Source organism: Salinarimonas sp., from assembly GCF_040111675.1.
Classification (GTDB): domain Bacteria; phylum Pseudomonadota; class Alphaproteobacteria; order Rhizobiales; family Beijerinckiaceae; genus Salinarimonas.
The window spans coordinates 3,132,146-3,150,406 of the sequence record NZ_CP157794.1; the positions used below are offsets into that span (position 1 = coordinate 3,132,146).

Here is an 18,261-nt window from a genome sequence, read left to right on the forward strand (position 1 = left end):
CCCTACACTTCGTCCGCGAAGCGCTCGTCGGCGGCGCCGACCACGTCGCGGCTCTCCTCGAAGGAGGGCGTCCCGCCCGCGAGGATGTGGAAGAATTCCTCGACGAGCGCGATCGTCAGCATCACGAGGCCGAGCAGCATCGCGCCCTGCGGGATCGCGAGCGGGATGGCGAGGAGCCCGTCGGAGACCTCGTTGAAGCGCATCGAATCCGCCACGAGCCGCCACGTGTACCAGGAGAAGTAGCCCATCAGCGCGACGCCCAGCGCGACGCCGATCAGGTCGACGACGCGCCGCGCCTTGGCCGGGAGGTAATGCAGGAACAGGGAGACGCGGATATGCGTCCCGGCGCGAAAGGAATAGGCGAGCGCGAGGAAGCTCGTCGCCGCGAGCAGGAAGGCCGAGGCCTCGTTCACGCCGGGCACGAGCACGTCGAAGAAGCGCCCGACGATCTGGGCCAGCATCAGGACGGCGATCATCGCGAGCGCGATCGCCGCGAGGACGCCGCAGGCCTTGTAGGCGAGATCGAGCGCCCGGCGGAGCATGCGCATCAGGGGTCTCCCCGCGGTAGGAAGCGGGGCGCGCCGGTCGCGGACGAGCGGCGCGCCCCTCGGGAGAGCCCGCTCAGAGCGCGTTGTAGGCGTCGACGAGACGCTGGCCGCGCTCGCCGGCCTTCTCGATCCACTCCTCGGTCATCTGCGCGCCGATGCCCTGAAGCTCGGTCATCAGCGCCTCGCCCGGCGCGGCGACCGTCATGCCGTTGGCGGCGAGCTCGTCGACCGCGGCCTGGCCCTCCTCGCGCGCCTTCGCCCAGACGCGCTGCTCGGCGTTCTCGGCGGCGGTGAGCACGGCCTCCTGCACGTCCGGCTCGAGCGCGTCGAAGGCGTCCTTGTTGACGAAGACGAGGTTCTTCGGATGCATGGCGTCGGTCGTGTAGAACACCTCGAGGAAGTCCCAGGCCTTCACGTCGACGCCGGTCGTCGCCGAGGTCAGCATCGAGCTGACGACGCCGGTCGAGAAGGCCTGCGGCACTTCGGCGTATTGCACCGTCGTCGGCACGGCGCCCATCAGCTCGGCGAGGCGCGAGGTCGCCGCGTTGTAGGCGCGGAACTTCACGCCCTCCATCGCGTCGAGGCCCTCGATCTCCTCCTGGTTGTAGAGCCCCTGCCCCGGCCAGACGCCGGTGAAGAGCGGCATCAGGCCCTCCTCGGCGAGAACCTCCTCGAGGATCGGCTCCTGGGCGAGCCAGAGCTTCTCGGCGTTGTCGTAGCCCGCGGCGAGAAACGGCACGCCGTCGACCTCGAAGATCGGGTTCTCGTTGCCGTAGGCCGAGAGCAGGATCTCGCCGATCTGCGCCTGGCCGGTGCGCACCGCGCGCTTGATCTCCGGCATCTTGAACAGCGAGGCGCCGGAGTGGACGGTGATCTCGAGCTTGCCGCCGGAGAGCTCCTTCACCTCCTCGGCGAAGGCGCGCACGTTCTGGGTCAGGTAATTGCCGTCCGGATAGGGCGTGGGCATGTCCCAGGTGGTCTGGGCGCTCGCCGTGGCGGCGAGGCCGACCGAGGCGCCGACGAAGACGACGGACGCGAACAGGTTCTTCATTGTCGTTCCCCTTTTTGTCCCCCGGGCGGCCTCGCGGCCGCCCTTCTCTGGATGGGGCGGCGTCTTCCGCGCGCCGCTCCCGGTGACGGTCAGCGTGTCCGGGCCTTTCCCGAGGGTCAAGCCCAAGACTCGCCCAAGGCGCGCCCAAGACGCGCGCATCGCTGCGCTCATCCCGCCGCCGAGCCGAGCAGCGCGGCGCGGAAGCGCGAGCGCAGGTGGTGGCCGTCGCGCGAGGGCATCACGCGCGGGCGCTCGGCGGCGTCGATGCCGAAGCTGCCGAGGATCGGCCCCGGCGCCTCCCGCAGCCAGGCGCGCGCCGCCGCGGCGTCGAGCGGGGCGGCGAAGCCGCGCGCCTCGGCGAATCCGCAGGCCCGCGCCACGGCGGGCACGTCGACGCCGAGCCCGGTATGGCTCGGCTGGCCGCCGGTCTCGCCGTAGCGGGCATTGTCGAGGACGGCGACGGCGAGATTCACGGGCTTCTGCACGCCGATGGTGGCCAGCGCGCCGAGCGCCATCAGGAGCTCGCCGTCGCCGGCGAAGACGAGGACGCGGTTCTCCGGCCGCGCCAGCGCGAGGCCGAGCCCGACCGTCGCGGCGCTGCCCATGGCGCCCCAAAGATAGAAGTTCAGCGGATGGTCGCCCGCAGCGGCGACGTCGTAGGTCGGCGAGCCGAGGCTCGTCACGACGAGGAGATCGTCCGGCCGATCCGCGAGGAGATCGGCGACGAGGGCGCGGCGGTCGAGGCGGAAATCTTCGTCCATCGTCTGCACCGCTCCTCAGAAGGCCTTGGAACCGATGAGCTTCTGCGAAAGCAGAAGTGCCGTCGACGTGCCGCCGTCATAGGTCATCGACGCCGCGGCGCGGATGGCGGGACCGATGTCGGCGGGTGCATCGACGCGGTGCACGACGAAGCCGCCGAGCCGCAGCGTCTCCGCCGTGGCCTGCCCCATCGGCACCTGCCAGGGATTGAACTCGCCCCATTCGCCCCGCATCGTGACGAGGATCAGCACGGGGAAGCCGCAATTCCTCACGAGCGAGAAGGTGTTGAGGCAGTTTCCGACCCCGCTCGACTGCATCAGCAGCGCGCCGCGCTCCCCGCCGAGATGCGCGCCGGCGATCACGCCGACGCCCTCCTCCTCCGTGGTGAGCGGGATCGCGGTGATCGCGGGGTCGGCGTGGCAGGCCGTGATCAGGCTCGCATGGCCGGCGTCCGGCACGTAGGCGACCTGCCGCACGCGGAAGGCGCCGAACGCCTCGTGGATCTCGCGGCGCCAGTCCCCCGGCGCGAAGAGGCCTTCCGTCACGCGCTCGTCCAAGCTCCGTCCCCTCCTTCGTCAGGAGGAGAGTAGAGCGCGAAAGGTACGGCGCGCCAAACCCGGAAAACCCGCCAGACCCGTCTGGGCAGGAGCGCGGGGGGCGCCTCACGCGGCGGCGCGGGCGTCCTCGCCGCGGGCGTAGGCGCGGCCGAAGCGGTTCTCCAGGAAGTCCGCGAGGCGCACGTCCTCCTGGCGCACGAAGCCGGCCTGCTTCAGGCGCCCCTCGGCGAGGAGGTCGAGCACGGCGCAGACGCCCGACGCCGTGGTGATCTGGATCGCGGAGCGCACGTGGCCGTTCACGCGCTCGGCGTAGATCTTCTTGGCGAAGGTCTCCTGGGTGAGGAGCCCCTCCTTGCGCCCCGACACCGTGACGAAGACGATGACGACGTCCTGCATCGTGGTCGGCACGGACTGCTCGAGAATGTCCTTGAGCACCTCGCGGCGCTCGCGCAGGCGCAGGTCGTCGAGGAGCGCCTTCATGATGGCGCGGTGCCCGGGATAGCGGATCGAGCGGTAGTTGAGCGCGCGCACCCGCCCCTGGTAGGTCTCGCACAGCGTGCCGAGGCCGCCCGAGGTGTTGAACGCCTCGTAGCGCACGCCGTCCAGCGAGAATTCCTCGCGCTCCTCGAGCGCCGCCGCCTGGACGAGCCGGCCGTCGCGGATCGCCTCGCAGGGCTCGATGTACTCGTTGATCACCCCGTCGGTCGACCAGGTGAGATTGTAGTTGAGCGCGTTGGTCGGGAATTGCGGCAGCGCGCCGACCCGCAGCTTCACCTCGTCGAGGCTCTCGAAGCCGGAAGCGAGATCGTGCGCGACGATGGAGACGAAGCCCGGCGCGAGGCCGCATTGCGGGATGAAGGCGGTGGCCGCGCCGTCCGCGAGCTGCTTCACGCGCCGCGTCGTCGCGACGTCCTCGGTGAGGTCGAGATAGTGCACGCCGGCCGCGGCCGCGGCCTCGGCGACGGCGCCTGTCAGGTGGAAGGGCGCCGCCGAGATCACGGCGAAGCGGCCCGCGAGGAGGTCGCCGAGCGCCGCCGCATCGCCGATGTCGGCGCGCGCGGCCTCGACGGGGGAGCCCTGCACGGCCCGGGCGAGCGCCGTCTCGTCGCGGTCGGCGAGGGTGACGCGGTAGTCTCCGGTCTCGGCCAGCATGCGGGCGACGATGCGGCCGATCTTGCCGGCGCCGACGACGACGATGTCCTTCATGGGCTCTTCCTCGCGGGGGCTGTTCCTGGGACGGGAAGTCTACGCTTCCGCGCTTCCGGAAACGACGCTACGCTTCGCGCGCTCCGCAGCCCCCGATATGGCGATCCGACGATGCCGATCGACGATTCGACGACGACCGAGAAGGACCGCGCCCTCATCGCCCTGCTGCGCGAGAACGCCCGCGCGCCCGTCGCCGAGATCGCGCGGCGGCTCGGGGTCTCCCGCACCACCGCGCAGAGCCGCATCGAGCGTCTGGAGCGCGCGGGCATCGTCGTCGGCTACACCGCCCGCCTCGCGGCGGATTACGAGGCCGGCCTCGTGCGCGCCCACGTGATGATCGTCGCGAGCCCCAAGGCCGCGCCGGCGGTGACGAAGGCGCTCGCCGCCATGCCGGAATTGCGCCGCCTGCTCTCGGTCTCCGGCGCCTTCGACATGATCGCCGAGGTGGCCGCCGCGAGCGTCGCCGATCTCGACGCGGTGATCGACCGGATCGGGGCGCTGGAGGGCGTCGAGCGGACGCAGACGTCGGTGGTGCTGTCCACGCGCTTCGAGCGGTGAGGGCCTATCGCGCAGCGGGGGCCTCCGCGTAAGCTCGCGCGCCACGCAAGGACCCGAGCCCGCATGCCGCCCCGCCTGAACCCCAACGTCGCCGCCCTCCAGGCCCCGCCGATCCCCGCCGCGCAGGCCTGGGCGCGCGCCTACGACGGCAAGCGCGGCCCGCTGATCGACCTCTCCCAGGCCGCCCCCGGCGGCGCGCCGCATCCGGCGCTGCTCGAGCGGCTGGCGCAGGCGGCGGGCTCGGCGGAGGCCGCGCGCTACGGGCCGATCCTCGGCGACGAGGCCCTGCGCGCCGCGCTCGCCGCGGACGTGTCGGAGCTCTACGGCGGACGGGTCGGGCCAAGCGAGGTCGCGATCACGGCGGGCTGCAACGCGGCCTTCGTCGCGGCCATGCTGCTCGCGGCGGCGCCGGGGGAGGCGGTGATGCTGCCGACGCCGTGGTATTTCAACCACGAGATGGCGCTGACCATGCTCGGCGTCGCGGCGCGCCCCCTCCCCTGCCGCGCCGAGGACGGCTTCGTCCCGCGCGCAGAGGACGCCGAGGCGCTCCTCGACGAGACGGTGCGCGCCATCGTGCTGGTGACGCCCAACAACCCCACCGGCGCGACCTACCCGCCCGAGACGATCGCCGCCTTCGCCGATCTCGCCCGCCGGCGCGGGCTCTGGCTCGTCCTCGACGAGACCTATCGCGACTTCCTCCCCGACGGCGCCGGCGCGCCGCACGGGCTCTTCGCGGGCGACGCCTGGCGGGACAACGTCGTCCAGCTCTACTCCTTCTCGAAGAGCTACGCCGTCCCCGGCCATCGGCTCGGCGCGCTCGTCGGCGGCGAGGCCGTGATCGCCGAGGTGGCGAAGCTGCTCGACACGATCCAGATCTGCCCGGCCCGCGCCGGCCAGGCGGCCGTCGCCTGGGCGATCGAGGGCCTGCGCGACTGGCGCACCGCCGCCCGCGACACGCTCGCGGACCGCGCCCGCGCCTTCGCCGACGCGCTCGCGCCGCTGCCGGGCTGGGAGATCTCCTCGATCGGGCCCTATTTCGCCTATGTCCGCCACCCCTTCGCCGGCGCGCCCGCCGTCGAGGCGGCGCAGCGCATCGCGGCGGAGCGTGGCGTGCTGATGCTGCCGGGCAGCTTCTTCGGGCCGGGCCAGGAGACGCATCTGCGCGTCGCCTTCGCCAATGCGGGGGTGGAGCGGCTCGCGGAGCTGGGCGACCGGCTGACGGTTTAGGCCCCGGTTTGTTCTTGCCGGTCGCGCGAGGGTGTGTTAATCATCCGACGCAAAGGAAGATTGCCGGGGGTGGCGATGCGGGTCCTGGAGCAGACGCTGAGATGGGTGACGGCCGTCGGCGTGCCGCTCCTCATCACGCTCATCGTCCCGTTCGGGTTCGCCATGTCCCGCGACATCGGGGAGATCAAGGGGGAACTGCTTCGGATCAACGCCCATCTGGAGCGGCTGGAGCAGCGCGCCGACCGCACCGACGCCGCGAACGGCGAGCGCTTCGACGGATTGGACGCGCGCTTCGACGACGTGGACGCGCGCTTCGACGACGTGGACGCGCGCTTCGACGACGTGGACGCGCGCTTCGACGACGTGGACGCGCGCTTCGATGGCGTGGACGCGCGCTTCGAGGGCGTGGACGCGCGCTTCGACGGCGTGGCGCTGTCGGAGGAGATGGACGCCCGGTTCGACGAGATCGACGCCCGGTTCGACGGGGTGGCGCGGTCCGACGAGGTGGACGCCCGGTTCGTGGGCGTCGGCGCCGACTTCGACGCCCTGCGCTCGTGGACAGAGGCTCGCCTGGACGAGCGCTTCGCCGCGGCCGAGGCGCATCTGAACAACCGCTTCACCGCGGCCGAGGCGCGGTCGGGCGACCGGTTCGCCGAGACCGGCAGGCGACTGGAGCGGCTCGAGGCGGCCGGGGCCGCGCGTGACGAGCGGCTCGACGCGTTCGCCGTCGAGCTCGCCCGCACCAACGAGCGGCTCTCCGCCATCGACGAGGTGGTGCGCGACAATCGCGCGCTGCTGCTGCGCCGGGGCGAGCAGATCGACGAGATCGCCCGCGGGCTGGAGCGGACCGAGACCGATCCCGCGATCGTCCTCTCCCGCATCGGCGTCCCCATCGACGCCGACGTCGCGGCCTTCTGGATCGGCGGGCGCGTCGTCTCGATCCCGCGCACGGAGGCGGCGCAGCAGGCGCTCGTGGAGGCGGGCTTCGAGCGCGTGCCGGTCTCGCCGGCCATCATCGGCTACGTCGCGCCGCACACCGGAGCGACGCCGCGCGCGCCGGACCCATGATGCGCAGCGTCGCTCCCGTGGCGGCGCGAAGACGAGCGAGCGCAGACAGGCGACCCGGGAGCGCGGCGATCCCGACCAAGCTGCGCGCACGCGCCCTTTCCCTCGACAAGTCCCCTCCCCAACTCTAATAACGCGCAACGCTTCGGCGGCGTCACGTCCGCCTCCCTTTCGCAGAGTGTCTCCATGAGCGGCGTCAACCAGATCCGGTCGGCTTTCCTGAACTACTTCGCCAAGAACGGGCACGAGGTCGTCGCCTCGTCGCCGCTCGTGCCGCGCAACGACCCGACCCTCATGTTCACCAACGCCGGCATGGTGCAGTTCAAGAACCTGTTCACAGGCGTCGAGAAGCGGCCCTACACGACCGCGACCACCGCGCAGAAGGTCGTGCGCGCCGGCGGCAAGCACAACGACCTCGACAACGTCGGTTACACGGCCCGGCACCACACCTTCTTCGAGATGCTCGGCAACTTCTCCTTCGGCGACTATTTCAAGGACCGGGCGATCGAGCTCGCCTGGAACCTCGTCACCAAGGAGTTCGACCTCCCCGCCGAGCGCCTGCTGGTCACGGTCTATTCCGAGGACGAGGAGGCGGCCGTGCTGTGGCGCAAGATCGCCGGTCTCTCCGACGACCGCATCATCCGCATCCCGACCTCCGACAATTTCTGGCAGATGGGCGACACCGGCCCCTGCGGCCCCTGCTCCGAGATCTTCTTCGATCACGGCCCGCACATTCCCGGCGGCCCGCCCGGCTCGCCCGACGAGGACGGGGACCGGTTCATCGAGATCTGGAACCTCGTCTTCATGCAGTTCGAGCAGATCTCGCCCGAGGAGCGGGTGAACCTGCCGCGGCCCTCCATCGACACGGGCATGGGCCTCGAGCGCATCGCGGCCGTGATGCAGGGCACGCACGACAATTACGAGATCGACACGATGCGCCTGCTCACGGGCGCGGTCGAGACCCTGACGAACGTCGACGCCAAGGGTCCGCAGAAGGCGTCGCACCGGGTCATCGCCGACCACCTGCGCGCCGCCTCCTTCCTCGTCGCCGACGGCGTGCTGCCCTCGAACGAGGGGCGCGGCTACGTGCTGCGTCGGATCATGCGCCGCGCCATGCGCCACGCCCAGCTGCTCGGCGCGCGCGAGCCCCTGATGCACCGTCTCGTCCACGCCCTGGTGCGCGAGATGGGCGAGGCCTATCCCGAGCTGAACCGGGCCGAGCCCTTGATCCGCGAGACGCTGGAGCTCGAGGAGACGCGCTTCCGCAAGACGCTCGAGCGCGGGCTCGCCATCCTCGACGACGAGACGAAGGCGCTCGCCCACGGCGACGAGCTCTCCGGCGAGACGGCCTTCACGCTCTACGACACCTACGGCTTCCCGCTCGACCTGACGCAGGACGCCCTGCGCGCGCGCGGCATCGGCGTCGATACGGCGGCCTTCAACGAGGCCATGGAGCGCCAGCGCGAGAAGGCGCGCGCCGCCTGGGCCGGTTCCGGCGAGGCGGCGACGGAGACCGTCTGGTACGCGATCCGCGACGAGGCCGGCGCCACCGAGTTCCTCGGCTACGAGACCGAGAAGGCCGAGGGCGTCGTCGCCGCCCTCGTGCGCGACGGCAAGCGGGTCGACACGATCGCGGTGGGCGACACGGGCCTCCTCGTCGCCAACCAGACGCCGTTCTACGCCGAGAGCGGCGGCCAGGTGGGCGACACCGGCACGATCGTCGGCGCCGGCTTCAGGGCGCGCGTGACCAACGTCGAGAAGAAGCTCGGCGACCTGTGGGTCCATCACGTCACCGTCGAGGACGGGCACCTGGTCGTCGGCCATCCGGCCGAGTTCACCGTCGATCACGCCCGGCGCGCCACGATCCGCGCCCACCATTCGGCGACGCACTTGCTGCACGAGGCGCTGCGCCAGGTGCTGGGCGAGCACGTCGCCCAGAAGGGCTCGCTCGTCGCGCCCGATCGCCTGCGCTTCGACATCTCGCACCAGAAGCCCATCACCGAGGAGGAGCTCGGCCGGGTGGAGAGCCTGACCAACGCCCTCGTCCTTCAGAACCAGCCCGTCGTCACCAAGCTGATGGCCGTGGACGAGGCGATCGCGTCCGGCGCCCGTGCGCTCTTCGGCGAGAAGTACGGCGAGGAGGTCCGCGTCGTGTCGATGGGCACCAATGTCGACGGCCCGCTCGCCGGCAAGCCCTACTCGATCGAGCTGTGCGGCGGCACGCACGTCGCGCGCACGGGCGAGATCGGGATGGTCTCGATCGTCGGCGAGAGCGCGGTCGCGGCCGGCGTGCGCCGCATCGAGGCGCTCACCGGCGAGGCCGCGCGCCGGCACCTCGCCGAGGAATCGAAGGCGCTCCACACGATTGCGGGCCTGCTCAAGACCACGGTCGACGAGGCGCCCGGCCGAATCGCGGCCCTCGTCGAGGAGCGCCGCAAGCTCGAGCGCGATCTCGCCGAGGCGCGCAAGAAGCTCGCCATGGGCGGCGCATCCGGCGGCGGGGGAGCGGACGACGTGCGCGAGATCGCCGGCGTCAAGCTGATGGCGCGCGCGGTCGAGGGCGTCGCGCCCAAGGACCTGAAGGGTCTGGTCGACGAGGGCAAGCGCCGAATCGGCTCGGGGATCGTCACCATCGTGGGCGTCTCCGAGGACGGGAAGGCCGGCGTCGTCGTCGGCGTCACGCCCGACCTGACGGAGCGCTACGACGCGGTCGAGCTGGTGCGCGCGGCCTCCGAGGCGCTGGGCGGCAAGGGCGGCGGCGGACGCCGCGACATGGCCCAGGCCGGCGGCCCGGACGGAGCGAAGGCGCAGGCCGCGCTGGACGCCGTGGCAGGCCGCCTCGGCTGAAGCGCCACGCGAAAGGACGCCGCAACGCCCCGGACCGCGCCGCGATCCGGGGCTTTTCGCATGGCGATCCCGGCCTTGCGATTCACGGACGGCTCCGGGACATTTCGTCGGCTTTTCCGACTTCCGGGGCTTGCATCGACCGAGCCGGGCCGATATATCGCTCTCCACCGGCGGAGGAGGCGCCCAGCGCTCCCCCCCCCGAGGTGGCCCATTCCGGCGTGGCGCAGCGGTAGCGCAGCGGACTGTTAATCCGTTGGTCGTAGGTTCGAATCCTACCGCCGGAGCCACCACCTCGATTCCCGAAAGCGCGACCGCTGCGGATCATGTGCTGCGTGCATGTGAGAGCACCCGAGCTGCGCCGTAGCCCTCCTCTTCCCGCTGCGGCCCCAAGTCGCGCGGCGCCTCGCGCCTCCTCCGGTTCAATCTCCCGGCGAAGCTCCGTATCAAGGGCGCCATCGAGTCCCGAGGGAGGTGTGACGTGTCCGGGCCCGCGCTCGTCTGGTTTCGCGAGGATCTTCGCATCGCCGACAATCCGGCGCTGACGCATGCGGTCGAGACCGGTGCGCCGGTCCTGTGCCTCTACCTGTTCGACGAGGAGAGCCCGGAGGTGCGCCCGCTCGGCGGCGCCGCGCGCTGGTTCCTGCACGGCTCGCTGGCGGAGCTCTCCGAGAGCCTCGCCCGGATCGGCGGCGAGCTTCTGATCCTGCGCGGCGCGGCGCGCGACGTGATCCCGCGCGTCGCGGCCGAGACGAAAGCCGCCCACGTGGTCTGGAACCGGCGCTACGGGGCCGAGCGGGAGATCGACGCGGACGTCAAGCGCACGCTCAAGGAGGCCGGCGTCGAGGCGAGGAGCTGCAAGGCGCGCCTCCTCTACGAGCCGGGCGAGGTGACGACGAAGACCGGCGGGCTCTACCGCGTCTTCACGCCCTACAAGAACGCCACCCTGCACTACGACCCGCCGCCCGCGCCGCTCCCCGCGCCGAACCGGGTCGAGAAGGGCGCCTGGACCGCCGCCCTGCGCGGGGCGGCCGTGCGCCTCGCCGATCTCGACCTCGAGCCGAGCGCGCCGGACTGGGCGTCCGGCCTGCGCGAGACCTGGACCCGCGGCGAAGGCGGCGCGCGCGCGCGCCTCGAAGCCTTCCTCGACGGCGCGCTCTCGGGCTATGTCGGCTCGCGCAATCGGCCCGATCTCGAGACCACCTCCATGCTCTCGGCGCATCTGCGCTTCGGCGACCTCTCGCCCCGGCAGATCGTGCACGCGGCGCTGCACGCGCGCGACGCGGGGCGGATCCCGCCGGAGGATTACGACATGCTCCGCTCGGAGCTCGGCTGGCGCGACTTCTCGCACCAGCTGCTCTACGCCGAGCCGGACATGGCGCGCACGAACCTGACGAAGAGCTTCGACGCCTTCCCCTGGCGCGAGGACGCATCCGCGCTCGCCGCCTGGCAACGGGGCCGCACGGGCTACCCCTTCGTCGACGCCGGCATGCGCCAGCTCTGGCGCACCGGCTTCATGCACAATCGCGTGCGGATGGTCGTCGCCTCGTTCCTGGTCAAGCACCTGCTCGTCGATTGGCGGCACGGCGAGGACTGGTTCTGGGACACGCTGTGCGACGCCGATCCCGCCAACAATTCCGCCTCCTGGCAATGGGTGGCGGGCTCTGGCGCCGACGCCTCGCCCTACTATCGCATCTTCAATCCCGTGGCGCAGGGCGAGAAGTTCGATCCGAAGGGCGACTACGTGCGCCGCTGGGTCCCGGAGCTCGCCGACGTGCCTGCGACATTCGTGCACAAGCCCTGGGAAGCGCCTCGGAACGTGCTAGAGAGAGCGGGCGTGACGCTCGGCGAGACCTATCCGCTCCCCGTCGTCGCGCACGACGAGGGTCGCCGACGGGCGCTCGACGCCCTCGCGCGAATGAAGCAGGCTGCGGCGTGAGGCGGAATCTTGGGTGTACGTAGCGGAGGGGCGGGCAGGACCATCGCCGTGATCGGCTCCGGCATCGCGGGCAACGGCGCCGCCTGGGCGCTGAGCGTCGCCTCGGGGCACGACGTCACGGTCTACGAGGCGGACGCGCGCCCCGGCGGCCATGCCGCGACGCTCGACATCGACTACGACGGCGCCGCACTCTCCGTCGACACCGGCTTCATCGTCTACAACGAGCCGAACTACCCGAACCTGACGCGGCTCTTCGCCCATCTCGGCGTCGAGACACAGCAGTCGGACATGAGCTTCTCGGTCTCCGAGTGGGACGCGCAGGCCGGAGTCGAGCTCGCCTGGACGTCGCGGGCGGCGGATGCGCTCGGCGGGCTTCTTCCGGTTCGCGCCGGCATCCCCTCCCCGGTCCACCTGCGCGTGATCCGCGACATCGTGCGCTTCAACCGGCGCGGATCGGCGGACCTGCGCGCGGGGCGGCTCGAGGGGCTCTCGCTCGGCGACTACCTGGAGCACGAGCGCTATTCGCGGCGCTTCCGGGAGGATTACGTGGTCGCCATGGGCTCGGCGATCTGGTCGATGCCGCCGGGCGACATCCTCGCCTTCCCGGCCGCCTCCTTCCTGTCCTTCTTCGAGAACCACCGCCTGATGCGGCTCGACCGGCCGACCTGGCGCACGGTGACGGGCGGCAGCCGCCGCTATGTCGCGGCGATGACGGACGCCTATCGCGACCGGCTGCGGCTCTCCACGCCGGTGACGCGCGTCTCCCGCGGGGCGGAGGGCGTGCTGGTCGAGACCGCGACGGGCGAGAGCGCACACTACGACGAGGTCGTCCTCGCTTGCCATTGCGACCAGGCGCTCCGCCTCCTCGCCGCCCCGACGCCGGCGGAGCGGGCCATGCTCTCCGCCATCCGCTATCGCGACAACGTCGTCTACCTCCACCGCGATGCGTCCTTGATGCCGCGTTCGAGGAGCGCCTGGGCCGCCTGGAACGTGATCAAGCGCGATCGCGACGCGGTCTGCGTCACCTACTGGATGAACGCGCTCCAGGGCCTCGACCCCTCGCGCCCGCTCTTCGTCTCGCTCAACCCGCCGCGCCCGCCGCGTGAGGAGACGATCTTCGCGCAGGCCTCCTATGCGCATCCGCAATTCGACCAGGCGGCGATCGCCGCGCAGGCGGCGCTCGCGGGGCTGCAGGGGGCGGACCGGATCTGGTTCTGCGGCGCGTGGACGAAGTACGGCTTCCACGAGGACGGCCTGCATTCGGGCCTCGCCGTCGCCGAGGCGCTCGGCGCGGCGGCGCCCTGGCGGGTGGCGCCCCGTGGCCTGAAGGACGCGGCGGCGTGAGCGCGGCGGCGGACGAGCGCGACGCGCCCGCCTGCCTCTACGTGGGCGACGTGATGCACGCCCGGCTCAAGCCCCGCGCGCACCGCTTCCGCTATCGCGTCTTCACCCTCTCCATCGACCTCGACCGCCTGGAGGAGGCGGACCGCCTTTCGCCGCTCTTCTCCGTCGGGCGCGTCAATCTCGTCTCCTTCCGCCCCGCCGACCACGGCGCGCGCGACGCGCGGCCGCTCGCCGCCTGGGCGCGCGAGACCTTCGCCGCGCACGGGATCGAGGCCGTACGGGTGCGGCTCCTCGCCTATCCCCGCCTCCTCGGCTACGCCTTCAACCCGCTGAGCCTGTTCTACGGCTTCGATGCGAACGGGCGGCTCGCGGGGGTCATCGCCGAGGTGCGCAACACCTTCGGCGAGCGGCATTGCTACGTCCTCCCCGGCGGCGGGGAGCGGCCGGAGGCGGCGAAGGCCTTCCACGTCTCGCCCTTCCTCGACATGGCGCAGACCTACCGCTTTGGGCTTCCGGCGCCTGGGGACGAGGCGCGGGTGACCATCGTCGAGCGGGACGCGGCGGGGCCGATCCTCACCGCGCTCTTCAAGGGGCGTCGCCGGGCTCTCACGACGCATGGTCTGCTCGCGACGCTCGCCCGAACGCCGCTGATGACGGCGAAGGTCGTCGCCGCGATCCACTACGAGGCGGCGCGGCTGTGGGCGAAGGGCTTGCGGATCATGCCGCATCCGCGGCATGCGAGAAGGCCCCGTTCCGAGCCGGGCGGCGCGGCGTCCTGAAGCGCACTCGGCTCTCCCTCGAGGAGCCTGTTCGCGTTGCGCCCCGACCCTATCGTCACAAGCGAGACCTTTCCCGCCGCGACCCGCGGGCTGCCTTTCCTGCTGCGCCGGCTCCTCGCCGTCGGGCTGCGCATCGAGACCGGCCGCCTGACGATCCTCGCGCCGGACGGGCGGCGTCTCGCCTTCGGCGGGGCGCGGCCGGGGCCGGAGGCGCAGATGACGATAAGCGACGCGTCCTTCGCGAGACGCGTCTTCCTGCGCGGCGAGATCGGCTTCGCCGAGGCCTATTGCGACGGGATCATCGACACCCCCGATCTCGGCGCGCTCCTGACGCTGTTCGCGATCAATCGGCCCGAAGGCGAGCGCGTCGTCGACGAGCCCTGGCCGCTGCGTCTCCTGCGCCGCCTGCGCGAGGCCCTGCGACGCAACACCCGCGAAGGCGCCAAGCGCAACATCGCCGACCATTACGATCTGGGCGAGGCCTTCTACGCCGCCTGGCTCGACCCGAGCATGACCTATTCCAGCGCGGTCTACGCCACGGGCGCGGGGACGCTGGAGGAGGCGCAGGCCGAGAAGCACCGCCTTCTCGCCGAGGCGACGGGAATCCAGCCGGGCGAGCGGGTGCTCGAGATCGGCTGCGGCTGGGGCTCGTTCGCGCTCTACGCCGCGAAGGAGCTCGGCTGCCGGGTGACGGCGCTGACCATCTCGCGCGCCCAGCACGCCCACGCCGCGCGCACGATCGCCGAGGCGGGGCTCGGCGAGCGCATCGACCTGCGCTTCGAGGATTATCGCGACATCGCGGGGACCTACGACCGCATCGTCTCGATCGAGATGTTCGAGGCCGTCGGCGAGCCCTATTGGGACGCCTTCTTCGAGACCATGAAGGCGCGGCTGCGCCCCGGCGGGCGAGCGGGGCTGCAGCTCATCACCATCCGGGACGCGCGCTACGAGGCCTATCGCGGCCAGGTCGACTTCATTCGCCGCCACGTCTTTCCCGGAGGGATGCTGCCCTCCGACAGCGTGGTGGACGCCCTGGCGGCCCGGCACGGCTTCCGCGTCGTCTCGGACCGGCGCTTCGCGGAGGACTACGCCCGCACGCTGCGGGACTGGCGCGCGCGCTTCGAGGCCGCCTGGCCGGAGATCGCGCGGCTCGGCTTCGACGCGCGCTTCCGCCGGCTGTGGATCTATTACCTCGCCTATTGCGAGGTCGGCTTCGCCACCCGCAACACCGACGTCCGCCAGATCGTGCTGGAGCGCCCCGCCTGAGGCGACGCCGTCAGAAGCGCAGCACGCGCAGGAGCCGGGCGATGTCGAGGAGCGAGACCAGCGCCGAGGCGACGTAGGTCATGGCGGCGACGCGCAGCACGCTCTTGGCCTTCGGCAGGTCCGCCTCCGCGAGGAACCCGCCCTTCTCCAGGATCGGCAGCGCGCGCTTGAAGCTCGCGTCGAGCTCGACGGGAAGCGTCAGCACGTGCACCAGCACCCGCGAGCCGAGGAGCGCCACGACGACGCCGATCTGGAGCACGACGAGGACCGGCGACTTCACCAGCACAGCGACGAGGGGCGTCAAGGCGAGCACGATCGCCGCGGAGACCTCGACGGCGCGGATCGAGCCGGCGAGCTTGACGCGGGTTGCGAGCAGCGTGTCGCCGTCGGCGTCCTGCATGGCGTGAGAGGCCTCGTGCGCGGCGACCGCGACCGCCGTGATGGAGCGGCCGTCGTGATTGTCCGGCGAGAGGCGCACGACCTTCTCGACGGGGTCGTAATGGTCGCCGCCCGGCTGCGCCAGCTCGACGCGCACGTGGCCGAGCCGGGCGAGATCGAGAAGGTGGCGCGCGAGCTCGCCGCCGGTGCCGGGAAAGTCGTCGCGCTCGACGGCATGGCGGCGCATGACGGTGCGCACCCACCATTGCGGCAGGAAGATCGCAGCCAGGAAGAGGACGGCGAGAAGGCCGAGGACGAGTGCCATGAGCGTAATCTAGGCGTTCTCGCCGCGCGCGGGGAGAGGCCTGCGGCATCGCCTCCGGACGCGTCCGGATGTCGCGGGGACGTCCGCCGGCCTAGGCTCCGCAGGGGGGCTTTCGCAACGAGCGGAGCACGATCCGATGACCCCTCACGGCCAATTCTACTGGAACGAGCTGATGACCCGCGATCCGGCATCGGCGAAACGCTTCTATGGCGAGACGCTGGGCTGGACCTTCGACGACATGCCGATGCCCGACGGCACCACCTATTCGGTCGCGAAGGCCGGCGGCAAGAACGCCGGCGGCATCTTCGACGCCACGGAGCAGCTCGGCCCCGAGGCGCCCGAGAGCTGGATGGTCTACATCGCCGTGGACGACGTGGATTCCGCGATCGAGGCGGCGCGGGCGCGCGGGGCGACCATCCTGCGCGAGCCCTTCGACGTTCCCGGCGTGGGGCGGATCGCGATGCTCACCGATCCGCATGGCGCGGCGATGGGCTGGATGACCCCCGAGCCGGCGCAGGAGTGACCCGCGCCCGGGCTCGATCCGAGGCCGGGCTCAATCGGAGGCCGGGCTCAATCGGAGGCCAGGACCAGGACGTCGAAATAGCGGTGGCGGGTCTCCGGCGCCAGCGCGCGCACGTATCCGATCCGCGTCGCCTCGGGTTTGACCAGCGAGCGCTGGTGCGCGGGCGAGGCCTGCCAGGTGGCGAGTGCGGCGCGCGGGGTCGGGTCGCCGGCGGCGAGGTTCTCGAAGGCGGTGTAGGCGTCGACGCCGTTGCGGTGAATGCGGCCCGCGAAATTGCCGTGGTTCACGTCGTCGCGCGCCGCGATGCGCCGCGCCTGCTCCTCCGCGGCCGCCATCAGGCTCGGATCGACGCGCACCGCGGACAGCCCCCGCGCGCCTCGATAGTCCGAGACCATCCGCGCCATGGCGGCGGCGTGCCCGGTCTCGATCGTGACGGGCCCGCGCGCCTGCGGGATCAGGGCGCAGGCGGAGACGAGAAGCGCGAGAGCGGCGGCGAGAAGGGGCTTCATTGCGAGGCGGGCCTGTGACGCGACCGGCTCTGGATGACGCTGCGCGGGGGCGAAATCAAGGCGGGCGGCATGACAGACCCGCGCCGATGCGCTACGCGTCCCGTCCCCATTCCGACACGAGCCTCCAGCCGATGCCTTCCCCCGCGCATCCCCGCACCGTCGCCATCGTCGGCGCCGGCCCCGCCGGCCTCGCCGCGGCGGAGCGGCTCGCGGGCGAGGAGGGGCTCGCGGTGATTCTGGTCGAGCGGATGCCGACCCCGGCGCGCAAGTTTTTGCTCGCCGGGCGTGGCGGGCTCAACCTCACCCATTCCGAGCCGCTCGATCGTTTCCTGCCGCGCTACGGCGGCAGCGCCGACGGCCTCGTCGCGGACGCGATCCGCGCCTACGGCCCCGGGGACCTGCGCGCCTGGGCGGAGGGGCTGGGCGAGCCGACCTTCGTCGGCTCGTCGGGCCGGGTCTTCCCGAAGAGCTTCAAGGCGAGCCCGCTCCTGCGCGCCTGGCTGGCGCGGCTCGCGGCGCAGGGCGTCACGCTCCTCACGCGAGCCCGCTTCACCGGCTTCGCCGAGGACGGCGCGCTCCTCCTCGAGACGCCGGAGGGCGAGCAGCGCCTCGCGACGGACGCCACCATCCTCGCGCTCGGCGGCGCCTCCTGGCCGCGGCTCGGCTCCGACGGCGCCTGGACCGATCTCCTCGCCGCCCGCGGGATTCCCCTCGCCTCGCTCGCCCCGATGAATGCCGGCGTCGAGATCGCCTGGAGCGACGTCTTTCGGGAGCGCTTCGCGGGCGCGCCCCTGAAGCGCGTCGCCATCGGCGTCGACGAGCCGCCCGATCCCGGCGCGATCACCGAGGCGGTCGCCACCCGCCACGGCCTCGAGGGCACGGGGATCTACGCCCGCTCGGCGGCGATCGGCGAGGCGCTGGAGGCGCGCGGCGCGGCGACGCTGCGCCTCGACCTGCGGCCGGACCTCGCGGCCGAGGCGCTCGCCGCGAAGATCGCCGCCTCCCCGAAGAGCCGCACCACGACCGAGCGCCTGCGCCGGGCCGGGCTCGCGCTGGTCGCGATCGGGCTCATGCGCGAGAGCGGCGGCGGGCCCCTCCCGCCTGGGGCGGACGCGCTCGCGGCGCTGGCCAAGGACTGCCCGCTGCCGGTCGCCGGCCTGCGCCCGCTGGACTGGGCGATCTCCAGCCGCGGCGGCGTGCGCGCCGAGGGGCTCGACGATCGGCTCATGCTGCGCGCCATGCCGGGAATCTTCGTCGCCGGGGAGATGCTCGACTGGCACGCGCCCACGGGCGGCTACCTGCTGCAGGGCTGCTTCGCCACCGGCCGGGCCGCGGCGGAGGGGGCGCTGGCCCGGCTTTCGGCCGCGTGACTTGCCGCGCAGC

17 protein-coding genes and 1 tRNA gene are annotated in these 18,261 nt (G+C 72.1%); 11 read left to right on the forward strand and 7 right to left on the reverse strand.

Annotated features, from left to right (window positions below; genetic code table 11):
• Nucleotides 1-2: 2 nt before the first annotated feature.
• From ABL310_RS14520 to ABL310_RS14540, 5 genes are all read right to left on the reverse strand, one after another.
• On the reverse strand, nucleotides 3-548 hold the full coding sequence (locus ABL310_RS14520) for a TRAP transporter small permease (RefSeq protein WP_349367727.1): 546 nt from the start codon (nucleotides 546-548) through the stop codon (nucleotides 3-5).
• Between the two features lie 73 nt (nucleotides 549-621).
• Entirely contained in the window at nucleotides 622-1,599 is a 978-nt protein-coding gene (locus ABL310_RS14525; RefSeq protein ID WP_349367728.1) for a TRAP transporter substrate-binding protein, read from the reverse strand.
• Nucleotides 1,600-1,766: 167 nt separating this feature from the next.
• On the reverse strand, nucleotides 1,767-2,360 hold the full coding sequence (locus ABL310_RS14530) for a thiamine pyrophosphate-dependent enzyme (protein ID WP_349367729.1): 594 nt from the start codon (nucleotides 2,358-2,360) through the stop codon (nucleotides 1,767-1,769).
• Between the two features lie 15 nt (nucleotides 2,361-2,375).
• Nucleotides 2,376-2,915: a phosphonopyruvate decarboxylase gene (locus ABL310_RS14535; protein WP_349367730.1), complete on the reverse strand. Its 540-nt coding sequence runs from the start codon at nucleotides 2,913-2,915 to the stop codon at nucleotides 2,376-2,378.
• Nucleotides 2,916-3,020: 105 nt separating this feature from the next.
• Nucleotides 3,021-4,121 (reverse strand): saccharopine dehydrogenase NADP-binding domain-containing protein, encoded by a 1,101-nt coding sequence (locus ABL310_RS14540; RefSeq protein ID WP_349367731.1) that lies wholly within the window; start codon nucleotides 4,119-4,121, stop codon nucleotides 3,021-3,023.
• A gap of 111 nt (nucleotides 4,122-4,232) precedes the next feature.
• Between ABL310_RS14540 and ABL310_RS14545 the strand changes: the two genes are divergently transcribed.
• The 9 genes from ABL310_RS14545 to ABL310_RS14585 all read left to right on the forward strand — a co-directional run bounded on the left by ABL310_RS14545 (nucleotide 4,233) and on the right by ABL310_RS14585 (nucleotide 15,143).
• Complete coding sequence (locus ABL310_RS14545; protein WP_349367732.1) at nucleotides 4,233-4,679, forward strand: Lrp/AsnC family transcriptional regulator; 447 nt, start codon at nucleotides 4,233-4,235, stop codon at nucleotides 4,677-4,679.
• 63 nt (nucleotides 4,680-4,742) lie between these two features.
• Nucleotides 4,743-5,906 (forward strand): aminotransferase, encoded by a 1,164-nt coding sequence (locus ABL310_RS14550; protein ID WP_349367733.1) that lies wholly within the window; start codon nucleotides 4,743-4,745, stop codon nucleotides 5,904-5,906.
• Nucleotides 5,907-5,975: 69 nt separating this feature from the next.
• Nucleotides 5,976-6,974 carry a hypothetical protein gene (locus ABL310_RS14555; RefSeq protein ID WP_349367734.1) on the forward strand — a complete coding sequence of 333 codons (999 nt, stop codon included), beginning with the start codon at nucleotides 5,976-5,978 and terminating at the stop codon, nucleotides 6,972-6,974.
• A gap of 183 nt (nucleotides 6,975-7,157) precedes the next feature.
• Nucleotides 7,158-9,818, forward strand: coding sequence for an alanine--tRNA ligase (gene alaS, locus ABL310_RS14560; protein WP_349367735.1), 2,661 nt, complete (start codon nucleotides 7,158-7,160; stop codon nucleotides 9,816-9,818).
• 212 nt (nucleotides 9,819-10,030) lie between these two features.
• Nucleotides 10,031-10,105, forward strand: a tRNA-Asn gene (locus ABL310_RS14565).
• Nucleotides 10,106-10,296: 191 nt separating this feature from the next.
• Complete coding sequence (locus ABL310_RS14570) at nucleotides 10,297-11,754, forward strand: deoxyribodipyrimidine photo-lyase (RefSeq protein ID WP_349367736.1); 1,458 nt, start codon at nucleotides 10,297-10,299, stop codon at nucleotides 11,752-11,754.
• Nucleotides 11,755-11,796: 42 nt separating this feature from the next.
• On the forward strand, nucleotides 11,797-13,098 hold the full coding sequence (locus ABL310_RS14575; RefSeq protein ID WP_349372065.1) for an FAD-dependent oxidoreductase: 1,302 nt from the start codon (nucleotides 11,797-11,799) through the stop codon (nucleotides 13,096-13,098).
• On the forward strand, nucleotides 13,095-13,877 hold the full coding sequence (locus ABL310_RS14580) for a DUF1365 domain-containing protein (protein WP_349367737.1): 783 nt from the start codon (nucleotides 13,095-13,097) through the stop codon (nucleotides 13,875-13,877). Before ABL310_RS14575 ends, ABL310_RS14580 begins: the two co-directional genes overlap by 4 nt.
• Nucleotides 13,878-13,913: 36 nt before the next feature.
• Entirely contained in the window at nucleotides 13,914-15,143 is a 1,230-nt protein-coding gene (locus ABL310_RS14585) for a cyclopropane-fatty-acyl-phospholipid synthase family protein (RefSeq protein ID WP_349367738.1), read from the forward strand.
• 10 nt (nucleotides 15,144-15,153) lie between these two features.
• Here the strand turns inward: ABL310_RS14585 and ABL310_RS14590 are convergent, their stop codons facing one another.
• The gene (locus ABL310_RS14590) at nucleotides 15,154-15,846 is read right to left on the reverse strand and encodes a zinc metallopeptidase (RefSeq protein ID WP_349367739.1); all 693 of its coding nucleotides are present in this window, start codon (nucleotides 15,844-15,846) and stop codon (nucleotides 15,154-15,156) included.
• A 136-nt stretch (nucleotides 15,847-15,982) separates the two neighbouring features.
• Between ABL310_RS14590 and ABL310_RS14595 the strand changes: the two genes are divergently transcribed.
• On the forward strand, nucleotides 15,983-16,369 hold the full coding sequence (locus ABL310_RS14595; protein WP_349367740.1) for a VOC family protein: 387 nt from the start codon (nucleotides 15,983-15,985) through the stop codon (nucleotides 16,367-16,369).
• A 47-nt stretch (nucleotides 16,370-16,416) separates the two neighbouring features.
• Here the strand turns inward: ABL310_RS14595 and ABL310_RS14600 are convergent, their stop codons facing one another.
• Entirely contained in the window at nucleotides 16,417-16,878 is a 462-nt protein-coding gene (locus ABL310_RS14600) for a CAP domain-containing protein (RefSeq protein ID WP_349367741.1), read from the reverse strand.
• Between the two features lie 131 nt (nucleotides 16,879-17,009).
• Between ABL310_RS14600 and ABL310_RS14605 the strand changes: the two genes are divergently transcribed.
• Nucleotides 17,010-18,248 carry a TIGR03862 family flavoprotein gene (locus ABL310_RS14605; RefSeq protein ID WP_349367742.1) on the forward strand — a complete coding sequence of 413 codons (1,239 nt, stop codon included), beginning with the start codon at nucleotides 17,010-17,012 and terminating at the stop codon, nucleotides 18,246-18,248.
• Nucleotides 18,249-18,261 lie beyond the last annotated feature (13 nt).